Here is an 18556-nt window from a genome sequence, read left to right as displayed (position 1 = left end):
TGCCTGGCATCACCCCTTTTTTTGATTGCAGGCCCGTCTGCCTAAACGATTACTTCTTCGGCGCTCCTGTGGGCTTGGCCACGGCGGCAACAGCGGTTGCGGCAGGCTGCGCCGGCGTCACCGGCGCGCTGGCAGCGGCTTCTGCCTTGACTACAGATTTATTGACTTCTGGCTTGGCATGTGTGGCTTTGTTCGCAGTTGCAGCACCCGTCACAGCCGCCGCTGTCGCTGGCGTCGCAGCAGGAGTTGCCGCACTCACAGCAGCAGGAGCAGCGGCATGTGTGGCCACAGCAGCCTTGTCCTGAGCCATGCTCGCTTGAGCGGCGAAAACAGCAATCACAGCACCAACGACAGTCGTAGCAGCCACAGAAAACTTGGTCATCTCAGAACTCCAATCAAGGTCTTGCCATCCAGCGCTGAAGCAGCTCACGACTTCTTTGTACTTTGCTGCTCTCAGTCGCCTGGCCCATGCACAACGGGTGTTAGGTTCAGCCTGTTGACGGCGCAATTGTTAGCAATTGCAAGCAAGGAACACTCGACTCACATCGCCCTTCCACCGGGCCCGCCCTGCGGCTTCTTCGGCTTCCGCGAGAGCTTGCCGGGTGCGCATGAATACCCGCTTGACCCTGGACGTGATTCTGCGCAGGCTCTTCAGCAGCACCACCACGCTGCGTCCAGGCAAGCCAAGAGTGACACGTGACTCTTGAGTGTGGAAGGCTTGGGCGAGATGTACTTGCCCAAGAGTGCACCGCTGAGGGCGCCGTGAAAGGCGGGAAACTGGCAGTCGATGACCAGCTAATTCTGCTAATGCAGCTGCATCACGGAAACGGTCAAGCGTTCAGCTACCCCGCGCTGCGCGATGAATGCATGACCAAATTCCTGGCCAGCGCCGAAGTCGAGCGCCAGCTCAGGCAAGCAATTGCGCCGCGTGGTGGCGAAGATGATCGTTCACAAAGCTGGTGATGAAGTAATAGCCATGATCGAAACCTGCGTGCCGCCGCAGGGTCAGGTTTTGCCCGGCGACCAGGCAAGCCGCCTCGAAGGCCTCGGGCAGCAGCTGGGTCGCCAAAAAGGGGTCGTCCAGCCCTTGGTCAATCAAAATGGCGGCCTCGAATGGTGGGCGGGTCTGGGTCAGCATAAGGGCACTGGCATCATGAGCGGCATGGGCCGCATGATTCGCACCCAGATAGCCGGCGAAGGCTTTTTGCCCCCAGGGGCATTGCAGCGGCGCACAGACAGGCGCAAAGGCCGACACCGAGCGGAACGCACCGGGATGGCGCAGCGCCAGCGTCAAGGCGCCGTGGCCGCCCATGGAGTGCCCGAACAGGCCGGTGCTTTGCGCTGTCAACCCAAGTTCCTGTTGCACACCGGGCAGCAGTTCATGCAACAGATAGCTTTCCATGCGCCAATGACTGGCCCAGGGTTGCTCGCTGGCGTCGAGGTAAAAGCCAGCACCGACGCCAAAGTCCCAGCTGTCCGCCTCACCCGCCACACCAAGGCCGCGCGGGCTGGTGTCGGGTGTCAACAAGGCCAGGCCCAACTCGGCAGCCAGCCGCTGCGCACCGGCCTTGATCGCAAAGGTTTCCTCGTTGCAAGTCAGGCCAGCAAGGTAGACCAGCAAGGCGCGCGGCTGAGGCGGCACAAACAAGCCAAAGCGCATGGGCGAACAAATCTGGGCCGAAGCATGGCGGTAAAAACGCTGCCGGCCGCCAAAGCAGCCATGTTCCGACAGCAACTCAAGCCCGTCCAACATGCTCAGAACTCCACCACCGCGCGGATCGACTCTCCGCGCTTCATCAACTCGAAGCCTTCATTGATGCGCTCAAGCGGCAGCTTGTGGGTGATCAGGTCGTCGATATTGAGCTTGCCGTCCATATACCAATCGACGATGCGCGGCACATCGGTGCGGCCACGCGCGCCGCCGAAGGCCGAGCCCTCCCATTTGCGCCCGGTCACCAGTTGGAACGGCCGGGTGCTGATCTCGGCCCCCGCCTCGGCCACGCCGATGATGATGGAGCGGCCCCAGCCCTTGTGCGTGCATTCCAATGCGTCACGCATGACCTTGGTATTGCCGATGCACTCGAAGCTGTAGTCGGCGCCGCCATCGGTCAACTGCACGATCTCGTCCACCACGTTGGCGACGTTCTTCGGGTTGATGAAGTGCGTCATGCCGAATTTGCGCGCCATTGCCTCGCGAGCCGGGTTCAGATCGACGCCGATGATCTTGTCAGCGCCCACCATTTTTGCGCCCTGGATCACGTTCAGGCCGATACCGCCGAGGCCAAACACCACCACATTGGCGCCGGCCTCGACCTTGGCCGTGAACAGCACCGCGCCGACCCCGGTGGTAACGCCACAGCCGATATAGCAAACCTTGTCAAAAGGCGCATCCTCGCGGATCTTGGCCAGCGCAATGCCGGGCACAACGATGTGGTTCGAGAAGGTCGAGGTTCCCATGTAATGAAAGATCGGCTGACCGTCGATGGAGAAGCGCGAGGTCGCGTCAGGCATCAAGCCGCGCCCTTGCGTCGAGCGGATCGCCTGGCAAAGATTGGTCTTGCGCGAGAGGCAAAACTTGCACTGCCGGCATTCCGGCGTGTAGAGCGGGATCACATGGTCACCGGGCTTGAGCCAAGTGACGCCCTCGCCGACTTCGAGCACGATGCCGGCACCCTCGTGCCCGAGAATGGCCGGGAAGATGCCTTCCGGGTCGGCGCCGGACAGCGTGTAATAGTCGGTGTGACAGATGCCGGTCGCCTTGACCTCGACCAAGACCTCGCCGGCTCGCGGGCCGTCGAGTTGCACCTCTTCAATCGTCAATGGGGCGCCAGCTTTCCAGGCAACGGCGGCACGAGTCTTGATCATGGATGTCCTTTTCTTGACGGTGATTTCGTTGCGCAGCATATCCGGAATAGCCAGCCCAAACAGGCCAAGGCATCGGTCCGGCGATGCACAGAAGCTGAGCGAGAATTTGCCGCCCTCCCCACTTAAAAATATCCTGCGCTTGCACAGCAAAAAGGCCGCGCTGTAGGGCGCGGCCTTTTTCACATCAAACCTGCAAATCTACTTGGCCTTGCGGCGGCGCATTGCAGTGGGGGCAAATGCAGCAAACATGGCCAAGCCAACAAGTGCGTAGGACCTAGGTTCAGGCACTTCGCATTGGCCAGTACCAACCGCAACGCAAAGGCCGCCAACATCGACGTTCAGCGTACCAAATTGCAGTCCCGTAAAGTTGCGCTCATTGTCCAAATTTCCACCCAGGCCGAATGACGTTACCCCATCGGCACTGCCGGTCAACTTGAAACGGAAGAGCAAGAAGTCATCGGCCTGATCGTTTAAAAGCGTTGCATCGCCGACCGTTGCAGAAGCGAACATGCCCAGATTGCCTGCGGCGAATGGATCATTCAAAACGAATGGCGACGCGCCCAACTGAGAAAGTACCGAGCTTTCGTCCGTTGAAAGCCAGTTCAAGATAGATCCGTTGTAGAGAAAATTCAGATCGTAGCCAGACAGCACTTCGGCTCCAAGGCCGCTGATGTTGACATCAATGGTGACCGTCTCACCAACATTGATATGTTGATTGAGAGCCGAGCTTGCGAAGCTGACAACTATGGGCGAGGCAATGGCCGAACCCGCACCCAACACCGCGCTGACGGCGACAAGGGAATTTGCAATAAATTTCTTCATCTTGAATCCTAAGTAAAAGTTGAGCGCTCGAAAGTCAGCTTCACTCAAGGCGCACAAGCGGCCTTGGTGCATTTGAGGGTGCAGGCACGCACATCGTTGATGGTGATCTTGCCGTCGCCGTTTGCATCGCGCGGGTCATTTGCGACCGGCACTAGCCCGACGCCGGCTCGGATCAAACCGAGGTCGGCCGTATCGATGTCGCCGTCACCGTCGACATCGCAGACCAGAACTTTGCTGTTGATGGTCAGATCAAACAGAATCGGCGACTCATTGTTGGTGTTATTGACCATACGAGTGCGCACCTGAATAAAACGGCCCGCAGCAGCGAAGCTGGTGTTTTTCGTCACAGGCATGTAGGCCTGCAGATCAAGCGCGGCTTGCGTATCGGCCGCACGCGTAGACACCTCCACACTCGCACCGCCGGGCACAAAGTCGCTCCAGTTGACCTTGCCCCACTGTGTGCCAGCAGCGGCACTGTCGTAAACGACCGTCCAAGTCCCCTGTTTGTTGTTGGTGGTGTTCTTGGTCGTCAAACCGGAACCATCGGTGTATACATAGGGATAAGCTCCGGTCGGAAACAAGCCCAATGGCGTGCCGTCGGTACCCTTGTACTTGGACATATTGTTGGTATTCAGGTTCATCACCCAGACGTCATTGTTGCCATCGATCATGACCCCGAATGGGAAAGATGTACCCGCTTGCGCTCCGCGCTGCCACAGCAAGGTCCCGGTCGGAGAATGCTTGGCAACACCACCATTCGGGTTACTGGACAAGACATTGCCGGCGCCATCCACGGCGATGCCGTAGCTGCCGAAGCTCAAGGCCGCAGGGCTAGCAAATGTATTGGTGGAGGGGTCGAATACGTGAAACGTGCTTCCACTCGTGTTGGCCTGAAACACCTTTCCACCACCCTGAGAAATACCGTAGGTACTGCCAGGCCCATCGAAATGACTGACGGCTCCGGTTGCGGTGTCTACCCTACCCAATCGCTGCGAAAGTGTTGCGCTCCAAAGAATGCCGTTCTTGTCTACGGTGCAACCGTAGGGATTCCAAGCTGTCATCTGCACAAAAGGACTGCCATTCGCAAGCGGAATCACATTGCCGTTGCTGGGATCAATCCGGTAATACCGCGCCTGATTCCAAACACCGGCCCAGATCTTGCCGTCAGGCGCAATACAGAGCGAACGTCCAAAGCTCGTGCCTGCGGGCAAGCGCTTGGCCCATGCGATGCGTTCATCGGCGAAAACCGCATCGCCGGCATCGTTATTGGCCGTGAAGGGCAAAATTTCGGCGCCCGAAATAATGCCGTCGTTATTCAGATCGGTTGATGTCTCGATGATGCCATTGCTATTGCGGTCAACGGCTGTGTCGACCAGTATCTTCAGCAGCTGAGGCGGATTATTGTGGCCGGGTTCGCGGTTCAGGACATAGGCGTTGCCATCCACGTCGATGGCGATCCGCGAGGGGTTGCCGCCGCCATTGCCGGTGCCGGCAAAGGTGCGGTAGCGCGCAACTTCCTTGTTCAGCTCGGTGTCGAACTTAGACACCGTGTCTTCATTGTGGTTGGCGACAAAAATGTATTTTGATCCAGCGCCAACCAGATTGACCTGGAGTTGATTGCTGACCGCCGTGTAGTTCAGGTTTTCCAGAATGCCCAATGAAAAATCGGCATCCAATGTATAGGTCTTGCTTGCGGCCAATGCTGTGCCGGAGCACAAGGCAACACAAGCCATCACAATCAACTTCTCTTTCCTACCGGATCTCGACTGGGTTTGGCGTTCGTTCTTCATGATGCCTATTCCTTAGAGTAAGTGAGCCAATATAAAGACCAACGGCGTACCGCCGGGATCAACGCGCCGCAAATGTTGGCGCCTTGTTTGCGTCACTCACAAAGGCGAATTCGGCGTCATAGCCCGAGCCGCTCGACACTTTGCGGATGTCAGAACCATCGGCAGATGCAACAAAAATCTGCCCGGCCCCACGGTGGAATCGCATGAAGTACAAGCTTCTGTGATCCGGTGTCCATCGAGCCAACATATGCTCTTCGGGGCCACCCACCAACTCACGCTGCCGAGAGCCGTCCTCGCTCATTGCGTAAATAGCCTGTCGATTCGATGGTTTGCGTATGGACAAGAAAACTATTTGTCGGCCATCAACCGACCAGTTTGGTTCGTTGTTTTTATCCTCGCCGGTGGTGAGCGCACGGCGCTCGGACCCATCAGCCCGCATCGTGTAGATATGGGTCACATCGTCTTTCAGCATGACGTAAACCAAGTGACTGCCATCCGGGGACCAGCGCGGCCCACTCTCAAGGCCTACCGACGGCTCCGCGCCAATGACTGTGGATTTGCCGCTCTCCAGATCGACCGTGCGAATTTGCGCCTGACGCCGACCCATCGTGACGACATACGCAAGCTTGCGTCCGTCTGGAGAGAACGCCGGCATCGACTCCTCGCCCTTCTCATCAGTAAGCTTGCGATGTCCTGTGCCATCTACATTGATGATGTAGAGCGCTGGGCGTCTACTGAGATACGACTGGTAGGCGACGCTCTTGCCGTCTGGGGACCAGATCGGTGTGGCCTCCATTGCCGCATCGTTTGTCAACTGGGTCACTTGCCCGGTGCGCAGATCGGCAATATACAAATCCGGTTGCCCTGCACGCACAGAGACGAACACAGCCTTTTTGCGGTCAGGTGACAGGTCAAATTGCTGGGCCTCCATCGCCTCAGCGGTTGCGCGTTTGACGCTACTGCCGTCTTCGGCCATTCGGTACAACTGAAAGATGCCGCCTTCGCGGTTTGACGTGAACACGATGTCAGACGCCTGCGCCGTCGCTGCCGCCGCCAATGGCAAAAGGCACCACAGCAGGCGCCGAGCCAGTCCCCCAATGACGAGCAAAACCCCTGCACCCGGTCGATTGGGCTCGAAACCACTGCAAAGGGTCGAGCGCGAGGAGGTGACAGCAACGGCGGCGCTCAATTTAGACTTCAATGACATGAATTCGCTCCATTTTTTAAGCCAGCTTTCAGTTGTTGACCGATGCGCTTGTTGAACAAAGGCAATCCCGTATGGGCTGCTTGGCGAGCGCAACAACGGGTTCAACAAACCGCAAACTGGGCTGAAAAGTCTCATTTGAGTTTCAATCCAGCCGAAAGCAAGAGACCAAATGCATGAGTAAAGATGGCAATGAACCCAAGCACATGCAGGCTAATTACGCAGCTACCAAGCTTTCAATTTGGGACCCGCTGTGTGCCCTTTGGGCCTATTGCAACTCAGCCCTGTATTTACCGCACGACATGAAATTCGGTGCTCGACAGCGCCTTGCCACCCGAGTCGAGAACCTTCAGGCCATAAGTACCAGGTAGCGGTGAATCAACCCGATAGCTGATCGAACCATCAGCCGCCACCACGGTCGACACATGCGATTCAACACCCGAGGGACTGCGCAGAGAAACCGACACAGCACTATTCGGCTTGTAGCCGTTACCAGTGAACAAAGCACCTCTGGAGGATTCGACCAAGGACGGTCCAGCCAGACTTGGTGTCGGTGCCGCAGCTTTCTGAGCTTGCGCTGCAGCCAACAAAGGAAACAAAGTCAAACCGATTGCAAACGACTTGAATGCATGCTTGGCTAGGGACTTCTTCGCGGAACTTGTCATGGCTGGACTCCTGAGCGGTGTGTCACACAAGACCTTTGTGCTTGCACTGATCTTTCCACTTTGGCCAAGCTCACACAAGCTGACACGTCAATCAAATCCGATTTAATCCCCCCTTGTTTAGGGGGGGATAGCTGATCACCCCCCTAATACCAAATTAGGGTTTGTCTGGATCTACATCGGCTATGGGCCGACACCAGCTAGCTCAAATCGTCGTGCGAATATTTTGGTACCCAGTCATCCATCGACTCCACGCTGCGACCCCTCAACGCGCAAAGCCCAAAGCCCAAACCCCAAAGCGAGACAGGGTGTCCCCGACCTAGTCCTTTTGCGCGAGGCAGATCAGCACACAGTCATGCATGTTGCAGCGCTTTCTCCAAGGCGCCGACAAACATCTTCGCCACATCAAAGCCGGTCTGGTCGGTGATTTCCTGGAAGCAGGTCGGGCTGGTGACGTTGACCTCGGTGAGGCTGTCACCGATCACATCCAGGCCGACCAGCAAGAGGCCGCGCGCGGCCAGCATGGGGCCAACGCTTTCGGCGATCTCGCGGTCGCGCTCACTGATGGGCCGGGCCACGCCCTTGCCGCCGGCCGCCAAGTTGCCACGCACCTCGCCGCCCTGCGGAATGCGCGCAAGGCAAAAGGGCACCGGCACGCCGCCGATCACCAGCACGCGCTTGTCGCCGTCTTTGATGGCGGGTAAGTAACGCTGCACCATGACGGTCTCGGCGCCGCCCTTGTTGAGGGTCTCGATGATGGCGCCAAGGTTCATGCCATCGGCCCCGACACGGAAGATGCCGGTGCCGCCCATGCCGTCCAGCGGCTTGAGGATGATGTCGCCATGCTCGGCGTGGAAAGCGCGGATCGCCGCCTCGCTGCGCGTCACCAAGGTCGGCGGGCAGTATTGCGGAAACTGCATCAGGGCCAGCTTCTCGGGATGGTCGCGCAGCGCCTGCGGCTTGTTGAAGACGCGCGCGCCTTCCCGTTCAGCCTGTTCCAGCAGATGGGTGGCGTAGAAAAACTCGCTGTCAAAGGGCGGGTCTTTGCGCATCAAGACCGCATCGACCTCGGCCACGACCAGATCCGCACGCTCGGTTTCGGTGAACCAGTTGTGCGCATCTCCGGTCAAGGTGATCGCGCGGGCCTGCTGTGCCATCACGCGCCCGCCCGAGCGCCAGATCAAGTCCTGCACCTCGCAGGTCCAGAGCTGATACCCGCGCTTGGCCGCCTCGCGCATCATGGCAAAAGTGCTGTCCTTATAGGTTTTGAAGGAAGCCAAGGGGTCGGCAACGAAGAGCAGTTTCATAACAATCATTCCTCTTATTTCGAACGCAATTGATGCACGGACAAGGCCAGGCCACCCGCAGCGGCGCCCCAAAAGGCCGAACCGATGCCGGCTACCTGGAGGCCGGACAAGGTCACCAAAAAAGTCAGGCAGGCCGCGTCGCGGTGTTTTTCTTCCTTCAAGGCGGTGGCCAAGCCGCCGGCGATGGTGGAGATCAAAGCCAAGCCCGCCACCGCCGCCACCAACTCGCGCGGAAAGGCGACCAGCAGCCCGACGACCGCGCCGCCGGCCAGACCCACGGCAATGTACACAAGACCGGCCGACATGGCTGCGGTGTAGCGCCGCGCGGGGTCAGCGTGCGCCTCGGGGCCGTTGCAGATCGCCGCCGTGATGGCCGCGAGGTTGAAGGCAAAGCCGCCAAAAGGGGCCAGCAACAGGCCGGTGAAGCCGGTCACGGCCAAGGTGGCAGAAACAGGTGTGCGGTAGCCGGCTGCGCGCTGCACCGCCACGCCGGGCAAATTCTGCGAGGCCATGGTGACCAAGAACAAGGGGATGGCCACACCCATCAAGGCAGCGAGGCTGAAACTCGGAGCGGTCCAGACCGGCTGCGCCCAAGCCCAGTCAACGGCTGCCATCTGAACCCGCCCCTGCCCAAAGGCAAGCGCCATGCCGGCGAGCAATACGCCCGGCACCGCATAGCGCGGCCAGCAGCGCTTGCCCAAGAGGTAGGCGCCGGCCATCAGCAAGACCAAGGTCGGCGCCGACTTGACCGCCAGCACCGCGTCAAGGCCGAAGCGTGCCAGTACACCGGCCAGCAAGGCGGCGGCCACGGCCAGAGGGATGCGGTCCATCAAGCGCTCGAACCAACCGGTCAGCCCAAACAACAAGATCAGACCGGAGCTCAGCAAAAATGCGCCGATGGCCTCGGGCATGGAAACGCCCGCAGTGGCGGCGATCAAGGCAGCGCCCGGGGTTGACCACGCGGTCAAAATCGGCTGTCGGGTCCAGTACGACAAGCCCAGACTCGTGACCCCCATGCCCAGGCCCAAAGCCCAGATCCAGCTGCTGGTTTGAGCCGCTGTGGCGCCCAGCGCTTGTGCGGCCTGAAAAATAATTGCCACCGAACTGGTGAAACCGACCAAGACCGCCACAAAACCGGCCACCATGCTTGAGACTGAGAGATCATTGAGGCAGCGCTGCATGCGCACAGCATAGCTGCACGGACGATGTGGCGCAGGCGAGAGCCGCACCGCTGGGTTTGAGCGCTAGAGATTGAAAGGAACTTGCGCCGATGTGTAGATTTCTCGCCTATCTGGGGCCTTCGATTTTCTTGGATGAGCTGGTGTGCAAACCGCAACATTCGCTGGTGCGCCAATCCTTGCGGGCCGATCAGGCCAAGGCCGTCACCAATGGCGATGGTTTCGGCGTGGGCTGGTATGGCGAGCTGACCTCACCCGGGATTTACCGCGAGGTGATGCCGGCCTGGTCAGACGAGAACCTGCTGGCGCTGTGCAGCAATGTGCGCTCGCATCTGTTCTTCGCCCATGTGCGCGCCGCCACCGGCACCGGCATCGCAAGGCAGAACTGCCACCCGTTTCGCTATGGCCCCTATCTGTTCATGCACAACGGTCAGATTGGCGGTTACGGACAAATTCGCCGCGCGATGGAGGCGCGTCTGCCGGATCATCTCTATGCCGAGCGGCGTGGCGCCACCGACTCCGAACTCCTGTTCTTGCTGATCATCGCGCGCATTGAGGCCGGTCAAACCGTCACGCAGGCGGTCAGCCAAATCCTCAACGAGACGCTGGCGATGATGCATGTCTTGAACATTCATGAACCGCTGCGCTTTGCCGGCGCCTTGGCCGATGGCCAGCAGGTGCACGCGTTTCGCTTCTCCAGCGACCAGCGCGCGCCGACGCTGTATTTACGCCATGACGACCGCAGCGGCTTGGTGGTGGCCTCGGAGCCGCTGGCCGACGAGCAAGACGGCTGGAGTTTGATACCGCCGGGCAGCGTCGTCCACTTGGCCGCCCATGGGCTCAGCAGCAGCGAGGCGCTGATGTAGCTGAACTGACCGCCCCAGGCGGCGCCTAGATTTCGACCTTGGAGCCCAACTCCACGATCCGGTTGGTCGGCAGATGCAAGAAGTCGGCCGCCGCAGCCGCGTTGCGGTGCATGCTGGCGAAGAGCTTTTCGCGCCACATCGCCATGCCGCCATTGCCAATGGTGGGAATGACGATGTCGCGCGACAGGAAGTAGCTGGTCTCCATGTCTTCCAAGACGACGCCGTTTTGCTCCAGCAGGCGCAGCGCGTCGGGCACATCGGGCTCGTTCTTGAAGCCGAAATGCAGGCTCACCGCCCAGCATTGATTGCCCAAGGCCTCCACTTGCACGCGCTTATCAAAGCCGACCCAAGGCACTTCATGGTGCTTGACCGTCACAAACAGGTTCTGCTCATGCAGCACCTTGTTGTGCTTCAAATTGTGCAGCAGCGCATTGGGCGTCACGCCGGCCTCGGCCGACAAGAACACGGCCGTGCCCTCGACCCGCACCGGCGGACTCAGGAACACCGCGTCGAGAAAACTCTTCAGATCGATCGCATCCTCACGCAGCTTGCTGCTGAGCAGACGCCGGCCCTGCTTCCAGGTCAGCATCAAGGTGAACATGCCGATGCCAATCATCAGCGGGAACCAGCCTCCCGCGACCAGCTTGAGCATGTTCGAGGCCAGGAAGGTCAGGTCGATGACGAAGAAGAAGCCGGTCGCGGCCAAGCACAAGGCCAGCGGGTATTTCCAGCCATAGCGAATGACGAAGAAGGTCATCACCGTCGTGATGGTCATGTCGATTGTGACCGCAATACCGTAAGCGCCGGCCAGCTTGCTGCTGGAACCGAACAAGACCACCGCCAGGATGATGAAGACAAACAGACCCCAGTTCACGAAGGGCACATAGATCTGGCCGGTATCGCGCTCGGAGGTGTGCAAGATGCGCATGCGCGGCAAGATGCCCATTTGCACCGCCTGCTTGGTGACCGAAAAAGCGGCCGTGATCAAGGCCTGCGAGGCCACCACGGCAGCCGCCGTGGCCAGTAAAAACAGCGGGATTTCCGCCCAGGCCGGCGCCAGCATGAAGAAGGGATTCTGAATGCCTTCCGGGTGATCCAGGAGCATGGCACCTTGGCCAAAATAGTTGATCACCAGCGCCGGCATGACGATATTGAACCAGGCCATGCGGATAGGCTTTTTGCCGAAGTGACCCAGGTCGGCATACAGCGCCTCGCCACCGGTCACCACCAGCACAACCGCGCCCAAAGCCACAAAGGCGACCCAACGATGCTCCAGACAAAACGCCAGCGCATAAGCCGGGTTGATGGCCACCAGCACATGGGGGTTGTCGAGAATGTGAGGCAGGCCCAGCAGCACCAAGCTGCCGAACCAAGCCAACATGACAGGGCCGAAGGCCTTGCCGATGCCGCCGGTACCCAGGCGCTGCACAGCGAACAGGCCCACCAACACGATCAGCGTCAAGGGCAGGATCAGGTCATGCAGTTGTGGCGCATAGACATCGATGCCTTCGACGGCGCCCAGCACCGTCATGGCCGGCGTGATGACCGCGTCGCCATAGAAAATCGCCGTGCCAAACAAGCCCACCAGCATCAAGGTTCGGCGCAGCTTGGGCTGATCGTTGACAGCATTGGTGGCCAAGGCCAGCATTGCGATCAAGCCGCCCTCGCCGTTGTTGTCGGCTCGCAGGATCAGCAGCACATACTTGACCGAGACGATGATGGTCATGGTCCAGAACAGCAGCGAGAGCACGCCGAGGATGTTGTCCGGCGTCGGCGCTACATGACCACCATGGAAGACTTCCTTCAGTGCATAAAGTGGGCTGGTGCCAATGTCGCCGTAGACGACGCCCAGCGCGCCGAGGGTCAGGCCGGCCATGGCCGTGGGCGAATGGCCCGCCGAAGGAGCAGTAGTGGAAGAACTCACGTGGTGTTGCCGCGCGCTCTGCGCCGCCAAGCCAAAAGCGCTATTCTGCGCTCACTTTGCTGCACCGCGTCAAATCGACGCTGAAGCTGTCTGGGCAAAGCGTCTCAAGCGTAAACCTCAGCCTCAGGGTCGGTCACTTCCAACTCATAGCTGGCCGCCACCGCGCCCAGGCGCGCGATCACCCCATACATATAAAAGCGATTCGGACCGCTTGAGCCGGGCTTTTCACCCAAACGTGGCAATTGAGAGGCCTGCGCAAATGCCAAAGGCACATAGCTGGCGCCGGGTGCGTTGAGGTTTTCATCGACACCCCGGTCAGCATGCACGCGGTAGAAGCCCCCCACGACATAGCGGTCCATCATGTAGACCACCGGCTCGGCCACTGCATCATTGACCCGCTCGTGCGTAACCACGCCTTCTTGCACCAACAGTTGCATCGGCTGCTCGGCGAGCTGCAAGCCGCTGATTCTGCCGCTTAGCTCTTTGGCATCGCGCACGGTGATGATGCTCGCGCCATGCGAACCTGCGTCTGGTTTGATCACCACAAACGGCTTCTCTTGGATGCCGTATTCCTTGTACTTGCGCCGCGTCTTGCTCAAGACCGCATCGACCTGCGTCTGCAGCGCCTCCAGGCCGACGCCCGTGCGCAGATCCTCACCCGCCACCGCCACCGTCAGAGGATTGATCAACCAATGGTCCATGCCCAAGAGCTTGGAGAACTTCTTGGCCACTTCTTCATAGGCTTTGAAATGCTGACTCTTGCGGCGCACGGTCCAACCGGCATGCAAGGGCGGCAACAGATACTGCTCATGCAAATGCTCAAGCACGCGCGGCACACCATGGGTCAACTCATTGTTGAGCAGCACGGTGCAGGGATCGAAGTCTTTCAGCCCCAGGCGGCCGCGATTGCGGACCAAGGGCTCCAACATCAAGGTGCTGCCATCAGCTAGGTTCAACGTGGTCGACTCGGTGATGTTGGGGTCCAGCGAACCCAGCCGAACATTCAGGCCAGCCTGGGTAAAGATGCGTTTGAGCGTCGCGATATTGCTCAAATAAAAACTATTGCGGGTGGCGCTTTCCGGAATCAAGAGCAGATTCTTGGCCTCGGGGCAGATTTTCTCGATCGCCGCCATCGCCGCTTGCACCGACAAAGGCAACATGTCTTGCGTCAGGTTATTGAAACCCGCCGGAAACAGATTGGTGTCGACCGGCGCCAATTTATAGCCGGCATTGCGCAAATCCACCGAGCTGTAGAAGGGCGGCGTATGTTCCATCCATTCGAGTCTGAACCAACGCTCAATCGCCGGCATGGACTCCAGCACGCGTTGTTCCAACTCATTGATCGGGCCGGTCAGTGCGGTAATCAGGTGGGGAACCATGGGTGTACTCGGAGCTGGGTTGATTGATTCTAGAGACAAGTCGATATGGGGCCGTTGTTCTGAAAACCAAGGCCGGCCGAACAAGTCTATGCTTAGGGTCATTGCTTCTAGGGTCCGCCATCTGATGTCAAAAATACTCGTCGTTGAAGATCACGCCGACATCCGTCGTTTGGTTCGCTGGGCCTTGGAGGACAGTGGGCACACGCTCTATGAAGCGCCCAATGGCGCCTTGGGTCTGGAGTTGGCGCGCACCGTCCATCCGGACTTGGTCTACTTGGATGTGATGATGCCGGGCGGCTTGGACGGTATCGAGGTGTGCGCACAGATCCGCAAAGATCCGGCCCTCGCACACACCTTGATCGTGATGCTGACCGCCGACGCGGCGCAGCAGACAAAAGCCAAGTCCTTGGCGGCCGGCGCCAATTTCTTTTTGCCCAAGCCCTTCAGCCCGGCCAAGTTGTTGGAGCTGACCGAGGTCCTGCTCAAGGCCAGGCCCAAACCGGAGGCGCCCGCTGAACGCAGCTAGCCTGTGGGCGCGGCAACAAAAAAAGGCTGCCCGAGGGCAGCCTTTTGCTTGAGCAGCGCAACCTCAATCAGGCCGCGCCGCCTTCTCCTAGTTTTTACTTGTGATACGCGGTCTCGCCATGCGAGCTGATGTCCAGACCTTCGCGCTCCTCTTCTTCCGTCACGCGCAGGCCGATCACCAGATCAACCAGCTTGTAAGCCACCAAAGAGACCACGGCCGACCAGATCACGGTCAAGCCAACGGCCTTGGCCTGAATCCAAACTTGGCCGGCGATCGAGAACGCCTCTTGCGTCACCATCGTGACCGTGACCCAGTCACCCACCAGGCTCGGGCCACCCAAGGCGGGTGAGTTGAAGACACCGGTCAGCAAAGCGCCGACGATGCCGCCCACGCCGTGAACACCGAACACATCCAAAGAGTCATCCGCGCCGAGCAGTTTCTTCAAGCCCGTCACGCCCCACAGGCAGGCAAAGCCGCCAATGAAACCGATCACCAGCGCGCCGCCGATGCCGACGTTGCCGGCTGCCGGCGTCACAGCCACCAAGCCCGCTACCGCACCAGAAGCCGCGCCCAGCATCGAGGCCTTGCCCTTGAGCAGCGCTTCACCCAGGCACCAGGCCAATACGGCAGCAGCCGCAGCCACCAGCGTGTTGATGAAGGCCAGCGCGGCGAAGCCGTTGGCTTCCAAGGCGGAACCGGCGTTGAAACCAAACCAGCCGACCCACAGCAAGGATGCACCGACCATGGTCAGCGTCAAGCTATGCGGCGTGAAGGCCTCCTTGCCGTAGCCGACACGCTTGCCGATCATGTAGGCACCGACCAGGCCGGCCACCGCCGCATTGATGTGCACCACCGTACCGCCGGCGAAGTCCAGCGCGCCCATTTGCCAGAGGAAGCCGGCCTTGGCATTCATCTCATCCACCACACCGGCGGCCGTGTAAGCGTCAGGGCCCATCCAGAACCAGACCATGTGCGCGACCGGCAGGTAGCTGAACGTGAACCACAAGGCGAGGAACATCAGTGCCGCCGAGAACTTGATGCGCTCGGCGAAGGCGCCAATGATCAAGCAAGCGGTGATGCCGGCAAACGTAGCCTGGAATGCGGCGAAGACAATCTCGGGAATAACCACGCCCTTGCTGAAGGTCGCCGCATTGGCGAAGGTGCCGGCCGCGTTGTCCCAAATGCCCTTCATGAACAGGCGGTCGGTGCCGCCGACGAAGGCATTGCCCTCGGTGAATGCAAAGCTATAGCCGTACAGCACCCACAGCACGACGATCATCGAGAAGGCGACCATCACTTGCATCAGCACCGACAGCATATTCTTGCTACGCACCAGGCCGCCGTAGAACAAGGCCAGGCCCGGAATCGTCATCATGATGACCAAGAGCGTGGACAGCAGCATCCAGCTGGTGTCACCCTTGTTGGGGACAGGGGCTGGGGCCACTGCGGCAGAAGCGGCTTCAGCAGGTGCTGATGCCGCATCCGCTGGCGCCGCAGGCATAGCTACGGCCGAAGCGGCGGGCACCGCAGCGCTCACCGTGGCGGCCGATGCAGCCGTATCTTGTTGAGCCCAGGCAGCAGGTGCGAGCACCGCAGCGGCCAGAGCGAGGCAGGCGAGAAGTTTTTTCATATCTTTTTCTCCACGGGAATTTGCGTCAGAGGGCTTCGTTGCCGGTCTCGCCGGTGCGGATTCGCACCACTTGGTCCAGCGGCGAGACAAAAATCTTGCCGTCGCCGATCTTGCCGGTGCGGGCGGCAGATTCGATGGCCTCGATCACCTGCTCGACCACAGCGTCATCAACGGCAGCTTCGATCTTCACTTTGGGCAGAAAGTCCACCACATATTCGGCGCCGCGGTACAGCTCGGTATGGCCTTTTTGGCGCCCAAAGCCCTTCACCTCGGTGACGGTCAGGCCCTGCACGCCAATGGCGCTGAGGGCTTCGCGAACTTCATCAAGCTTGAAAGGCTTGATGATGGCGGTAATCAATTTCATGATGTCTATCTCCGTTGATTGTTTGTGCAAGCCGGTCAGAAAGTCTTCTTCACCGAAACGACCAGGCTGTCTTTGCCCAGGTTCTTGGCATCAGGGCCACCCACATAGGCATCGGTGTTAGTCCCCACAACGGCGGCACCAAAGGTGAAGCCGGCGTAGTCCTTGTTCAGCGTCAGCGAATAGTCGGTGTAGCTGCCGGCACTGTTGTTCTTGACCTTCTGGTAGCCCACATGCGGCACCACGGTGAAGCCGCCGCCAACGTCAAAGGTGGCCGATACATCCAAGTAGCCGCTGCCCTTGCTGTCGGCCGTGCCGAACAAATTGGTCACGCTGTGCGAGTACTTGGCCGTCACCGGACCGTAGCTCAAGGCGCCGTAGATTTCGGTCGTGTTGGCGCTGGTGGGCAGATCATTGCTTGGGTAGACATAGGTCAGCGCGCCCACATCCAAGGTCAGTCCACTGGCGATTTCGGTCTTGTAGCCGCCGTAGACATCAATTTCGACATTGGCGCCGCCGTTGTAGGGTGCATCCTTGATCCACTTGATGGTTGACGCCCAAGTGCCGATGTAGAAGCCATTGGCAGCCGCATAGTCGGCGCCACCTTGCAAAGCAGGCTTCAGACGCGACTGCGAGATGCCCCGGTAACGATAGTCCGAGGTCAAGCTGACGTTGAAGGACAGAGGGCCGGCAGCTTCAGGGGCGGCTTCGGTCTTTGCCGCTTCTTCGGCCTGAGCCATGGTGGCGCCCAGAGTCAGCGTGACAGCAAGCACAGCAAATATCGACTTCATGGCAGGTTTCCTAGCTTTGGGATTGAAAAGGGGTGGATCAAAATTTCTACGGGACCTACTCCCCCTTTGCAGCTTTCGTGCCAAGTCACACAGGCCACACAGCCCCGCAATTGAAGGCCAATTGCACCAAGTTGGATCGACATCCGCTACGCCCCATGCAGGTGCGCGCACCACCACTGTGCATGTCGCCGCTTGTCGTCCGCTCCCGTGCACAATTGCCAGGCTGGCCCCAGCATCACGGGGTCCGGGAGAGCCCCATGTCATTGGCGATCGTTCACAGCCGCGCCTTGGACGGCTTGAGTGCTGCGGCCGTCAGCGTCGAAGTACATCTGGCGAACGGGCTTCCTTCCTTCACTTTGGTGGGCCTCGCCGAGACCGAAGTCAAGGAATCTCGCGAGCGGGTGCGGGCGGCGCTGCAGAACAGTGGGCTGAGCTTCCCGCACAATCGACGCATCATCGTCAACCTCGCACCCGCCGAATTGCCCAAGGAGGGCGGGCGTTTCGATCTGCCCATTGCGCTCGGCCTGCTGGCCGCCAGCGATCAGATCGACGCGACCCGGCTTGAGGGTTTCGAGTGCGCGGGCGAGTTGTCCTTGGGCGGTGAATTGCGGCCGGTACGCGGCGCTCTCGCCATGAGTTTGGCGCTGCGCCAGGAGCAATCGACCCGCTGCCTGATCTTGCCCGAAGCCAGCGCCGCCGAGGCGGCCTTGGTGAGTGGTGTCAGGGTGCTCAGTGTCAGCCATCTGCTGGACCTGGTCGCGGCACTGCAGCCTGGCAGCGATGCATCGCTGAGGACTGCCTCGCCCTTGGCTCGCGTCGAGGCTGCGGCCCAGCCCGATCTCAGTGACATCAAGGGCCAAGCCGGCGCCAAACGCGCGCTGGAGATCGCTGCGGCCGGCGAGCACAGCCTCTTGATGGTCGGCCCGCCGGGCACCGGTAAGTCGATGTTGGCGCAGCGCATGGCCGGCTTGCTGCCAGCGATGAGCGATGAAGAAGCGCTGGCCAGCGCATCAGTACTGAGTCTGGTGGGGCAGTTTGAACCGGCGCGTTGGGGCCAGCGCAGCCAGCGCAGCCCCCATCACAGTGCCTCCAGCGTGGCGTTGGTCGGCGGCGGTGGAGCTAGCATCGTTAGCTAAGAATCACAGCTTCAATCAGTAAGAATGCAATTAACTAAGAATGTCAGACGGCTTCTTTAATCGTGGCGGGCACACTCTCCCGAACAAACGGGCGAACTGCTGCATAAGTTGTTGA

Annotated in this window: 16 protein-coding genes and 1 pseudogene; 3 read left to right on the top strand and 14 right to left on the bottom strand. The window is 59.8% G+C overall.

The features are described from left to right. Positions 1-49: 49 nt before the first annotated feature. From LNV09_RS03375 to LNV09_RS03335, 9 genes are all read right to left on the bottom strand, one after another. Positions 50-382 (bottom strand): hypothetical protein, encoded by a 333-nt coding sequence (locus LNV09_RS03375; RefSeq protein WP_263555648.1) that lies wholly within the window; start codon positions 380-382, stop codon positions 50-52. 525 nt (positions 383-907) lie between these two features. Further along, positions 908-1753, bottom strand: coding sequence for an S-formylglutathione hydrolase (fghA, locus tag LNV09_RS03370; protein WP_263555647.1), 846 nt, complete (start codon positions 1751-1753; stop codon positions 908-910). Positions 1754-1755: 2 nt separating this feature from the next. Further along, on the bottom strand, positions 1756-2862 hold the full coding sequence (locus tag LNV09_RS03365) for an S-(hydroxymethyl)glutathione dehydrogenase/class III alcohol dehydrogenase (RefSeq protein ID WP_263555790.1): 1107 nt from the start codon (positions 2860-2862) through the stop codon (positions 1756-1758). Between the two features lie 201 nt (positions 2863-3063). Beyond that, positions 3064-3687 (bottom strand): hypothetical protein, encoded by a 624-nt coding sequence (locus tag LNV09_RS03360; RefSeq protein WP_263555646.1) that lies wholly within the window; start codon positions 3685-3687, stop codon positions 3064-3066. Between the two features lie 44 nt (positions 3688-3731). After that, positions 3732-5477 (bottom strand): hypothetical protein, encoded by a 1746-nt coding sequence (locus tag LNV09_RS03355; protein ID WP_263555645.1) that lies wholly within the window; start codon positions 5475-5477, stop codon positions 3732-3734. A gap of 58 nt (positions 5478-5535) precedes the next feature. Next, positions 5536-6819 carry a TolB family protein gene (locus LNV09_RS03350; RefSeq protein ID WP_263555644.1) on the bottom strand — a complete coding sequence of 428 codons (1284 nt, stop codon included), beginning with the start codon at positions 6817-6819 and terminating at the stop codon, positions 5536-5538. Positions 6820-6971: 152 nt separating this feature from the next. Then, positions 6972-7346: a hypothetical protein gene (locus LNV09_RS03345; RefSeq protein WP_263555643.1), complete on the bottom strand. Its 375-nt coding sequence runs from the start codon at positions 7344-7346 to the stop codon at positions 6972-6974. A 350-nt stretch (positions 7347-7696) separates the two neighbouring features. Continuing rightward, positions 7697-8650 carry a glutathione synthase gene (gene gshB, locus LNV09_RS03340; RefSeq protein WP_263555642.1) on the bottom strand — a complete coding sequence of 318 codons (954 nt, stop codon included), beginning with the start codon at positions 8648-8650 and terminating at the stop codon, positions 7697-7699. A 14-nt stretch (positions 8651-8664) separates the two neighbouring features. Then, a complete protein-coding gene (locus tag LNV09_RS03335) occupies positions 8665-9831 on the bottom strand; it encodes a benzoate/H(+) symporter BenE family transporter (RefSeq protein WP_263555641.1) in 1167 nt (388 codons plus the stop codon). Positions 9832-9920: 89 nt separating this feature from the next. On the opposite strand from LNV09_RS03335, the gene LNV09_RS03330 reads away from it, so the two are divergent. Next, on the top strand, positions 9921-10694 hold the full coding sequence (locus LNV09_RS03330) for a class II glutamine amidotransferase (protein WP_263555640.1): 774 nt from the start codon (positions 9921-9923) through the stop codon (positions 10692-10694). A 25-nt stretch (positions 10695-10719) separates the two neighbouring features. Here LNV09_RS03330 and LNV09_RS03325 read toward each other — a convergent pair whose 3' ends face one another. After that, a complete protein-coding gene (locus tag LNV09_RS03325) occupies positions 10720-12570 on the bottom strand; it encodes a potassium transporter Kup (RefSeq protein ID WP_263555789.1) in 1851 nt (616 codons plus the stop codon). A gap of 152 nt (positions 12571-12722) precedes the next feature. Beyond that, a complete protein-coding gene (gshA, locus tag LNV09_RS03320; protein ID WP_263555639.1) occupies positions 12723-13997 on the bottom strand; it encodes a glutamate--cysteine ligase in 1275 nt (424 codons plus the stop codon). Between the two features lie 124 nt (positions 13998-14121). Here gshA and LNV09_RS03315 point away from each other — a divergent pair, with 124 nt between their 5' ends. After that, positions 14122-14523: a response regulator transcription factor gene (locus tag LNV09_RS03315; protein WP_263555638.1), complete on the top strand. Its 402-nt coding sequence runs from the start codon at positions 14122-14124 to the stop codon at positions 14521-14523. Between the two features lie 94 nt (positions 14524-14617). On the opposite strand, the gene amt is transcribed toward LNV09_RS03315, so the two are convergent. Genes amt through LNV09_RS03300 form a run of 3 tightly spaced genes read right to left on the bottom strand, consistent with a single transcriptional unit; the run spans position 14618 to position 17305 of the window. Beyond that, positions 14618-16153 (bottom strand): ammonium transporter, encoded by a 1536-nt coding sequence (gene amt / locus LNV09_RS03310; protein ID WP_263555637.1) that lies wholly within the window; start codon positions 16151-16153, stop codon positions 14618-14620. Positions 16154-16178: 25 nt separating this feature from the next. Beyond that, positions 16179-16517 (bottom strand): P-II family nitrogen regulator, encoded by a 339-nt coding sequence (gene glnK, locus LNV09_RS03305; RefSeq protein ID WP_263555636.1) that lies wholly within the window; start codon positions 16515-16517, stop codon positions 16179-16181. 35 nt (positions 16518-16552) lie between these two features. Then, the gene (locus tag LNV09_RS03300) at positions 16553-17305 is read right to left on the bottom strand and encodes a TorF family putative porin (protein ID WP_263555635.1); all 753 of its coding nucleotides are present in this window, start codon (positions 17303-17305) and stop codon (positions 16553-16555) included. Positions 17306-17562: 257 nt separating this feature from the next. On the opposite strand from LNV09_RS03300, the pseudogene LNV09_RS03295 reads away from it, so the two are divergent. Beyond that, positions 17563-18420, top strand: a pseudogene (locus tag LNV09_RS03295) (YifB family Mg chelatase-like AAA ATPase); the annotation flags it as partial. Between the last annotated feature and the right edge of the window lie 136 nt (positions 18421-18556).

It is taken from the genome of Paucibacter sp. B2R-40, assembly GCF_025717555.1.
Taxonomy (GTDB): Bacteria; Pseudomonadota; Gammaproteobacteria; order Burkholderiales; family Burkholderiaceae_C; genus Paucibacter_A.
The sequence above is the reverse complement of the archived record's forward strand: the minus strand, read 5'-3'. Positions and strand labels throughout refer to the sequence as shown.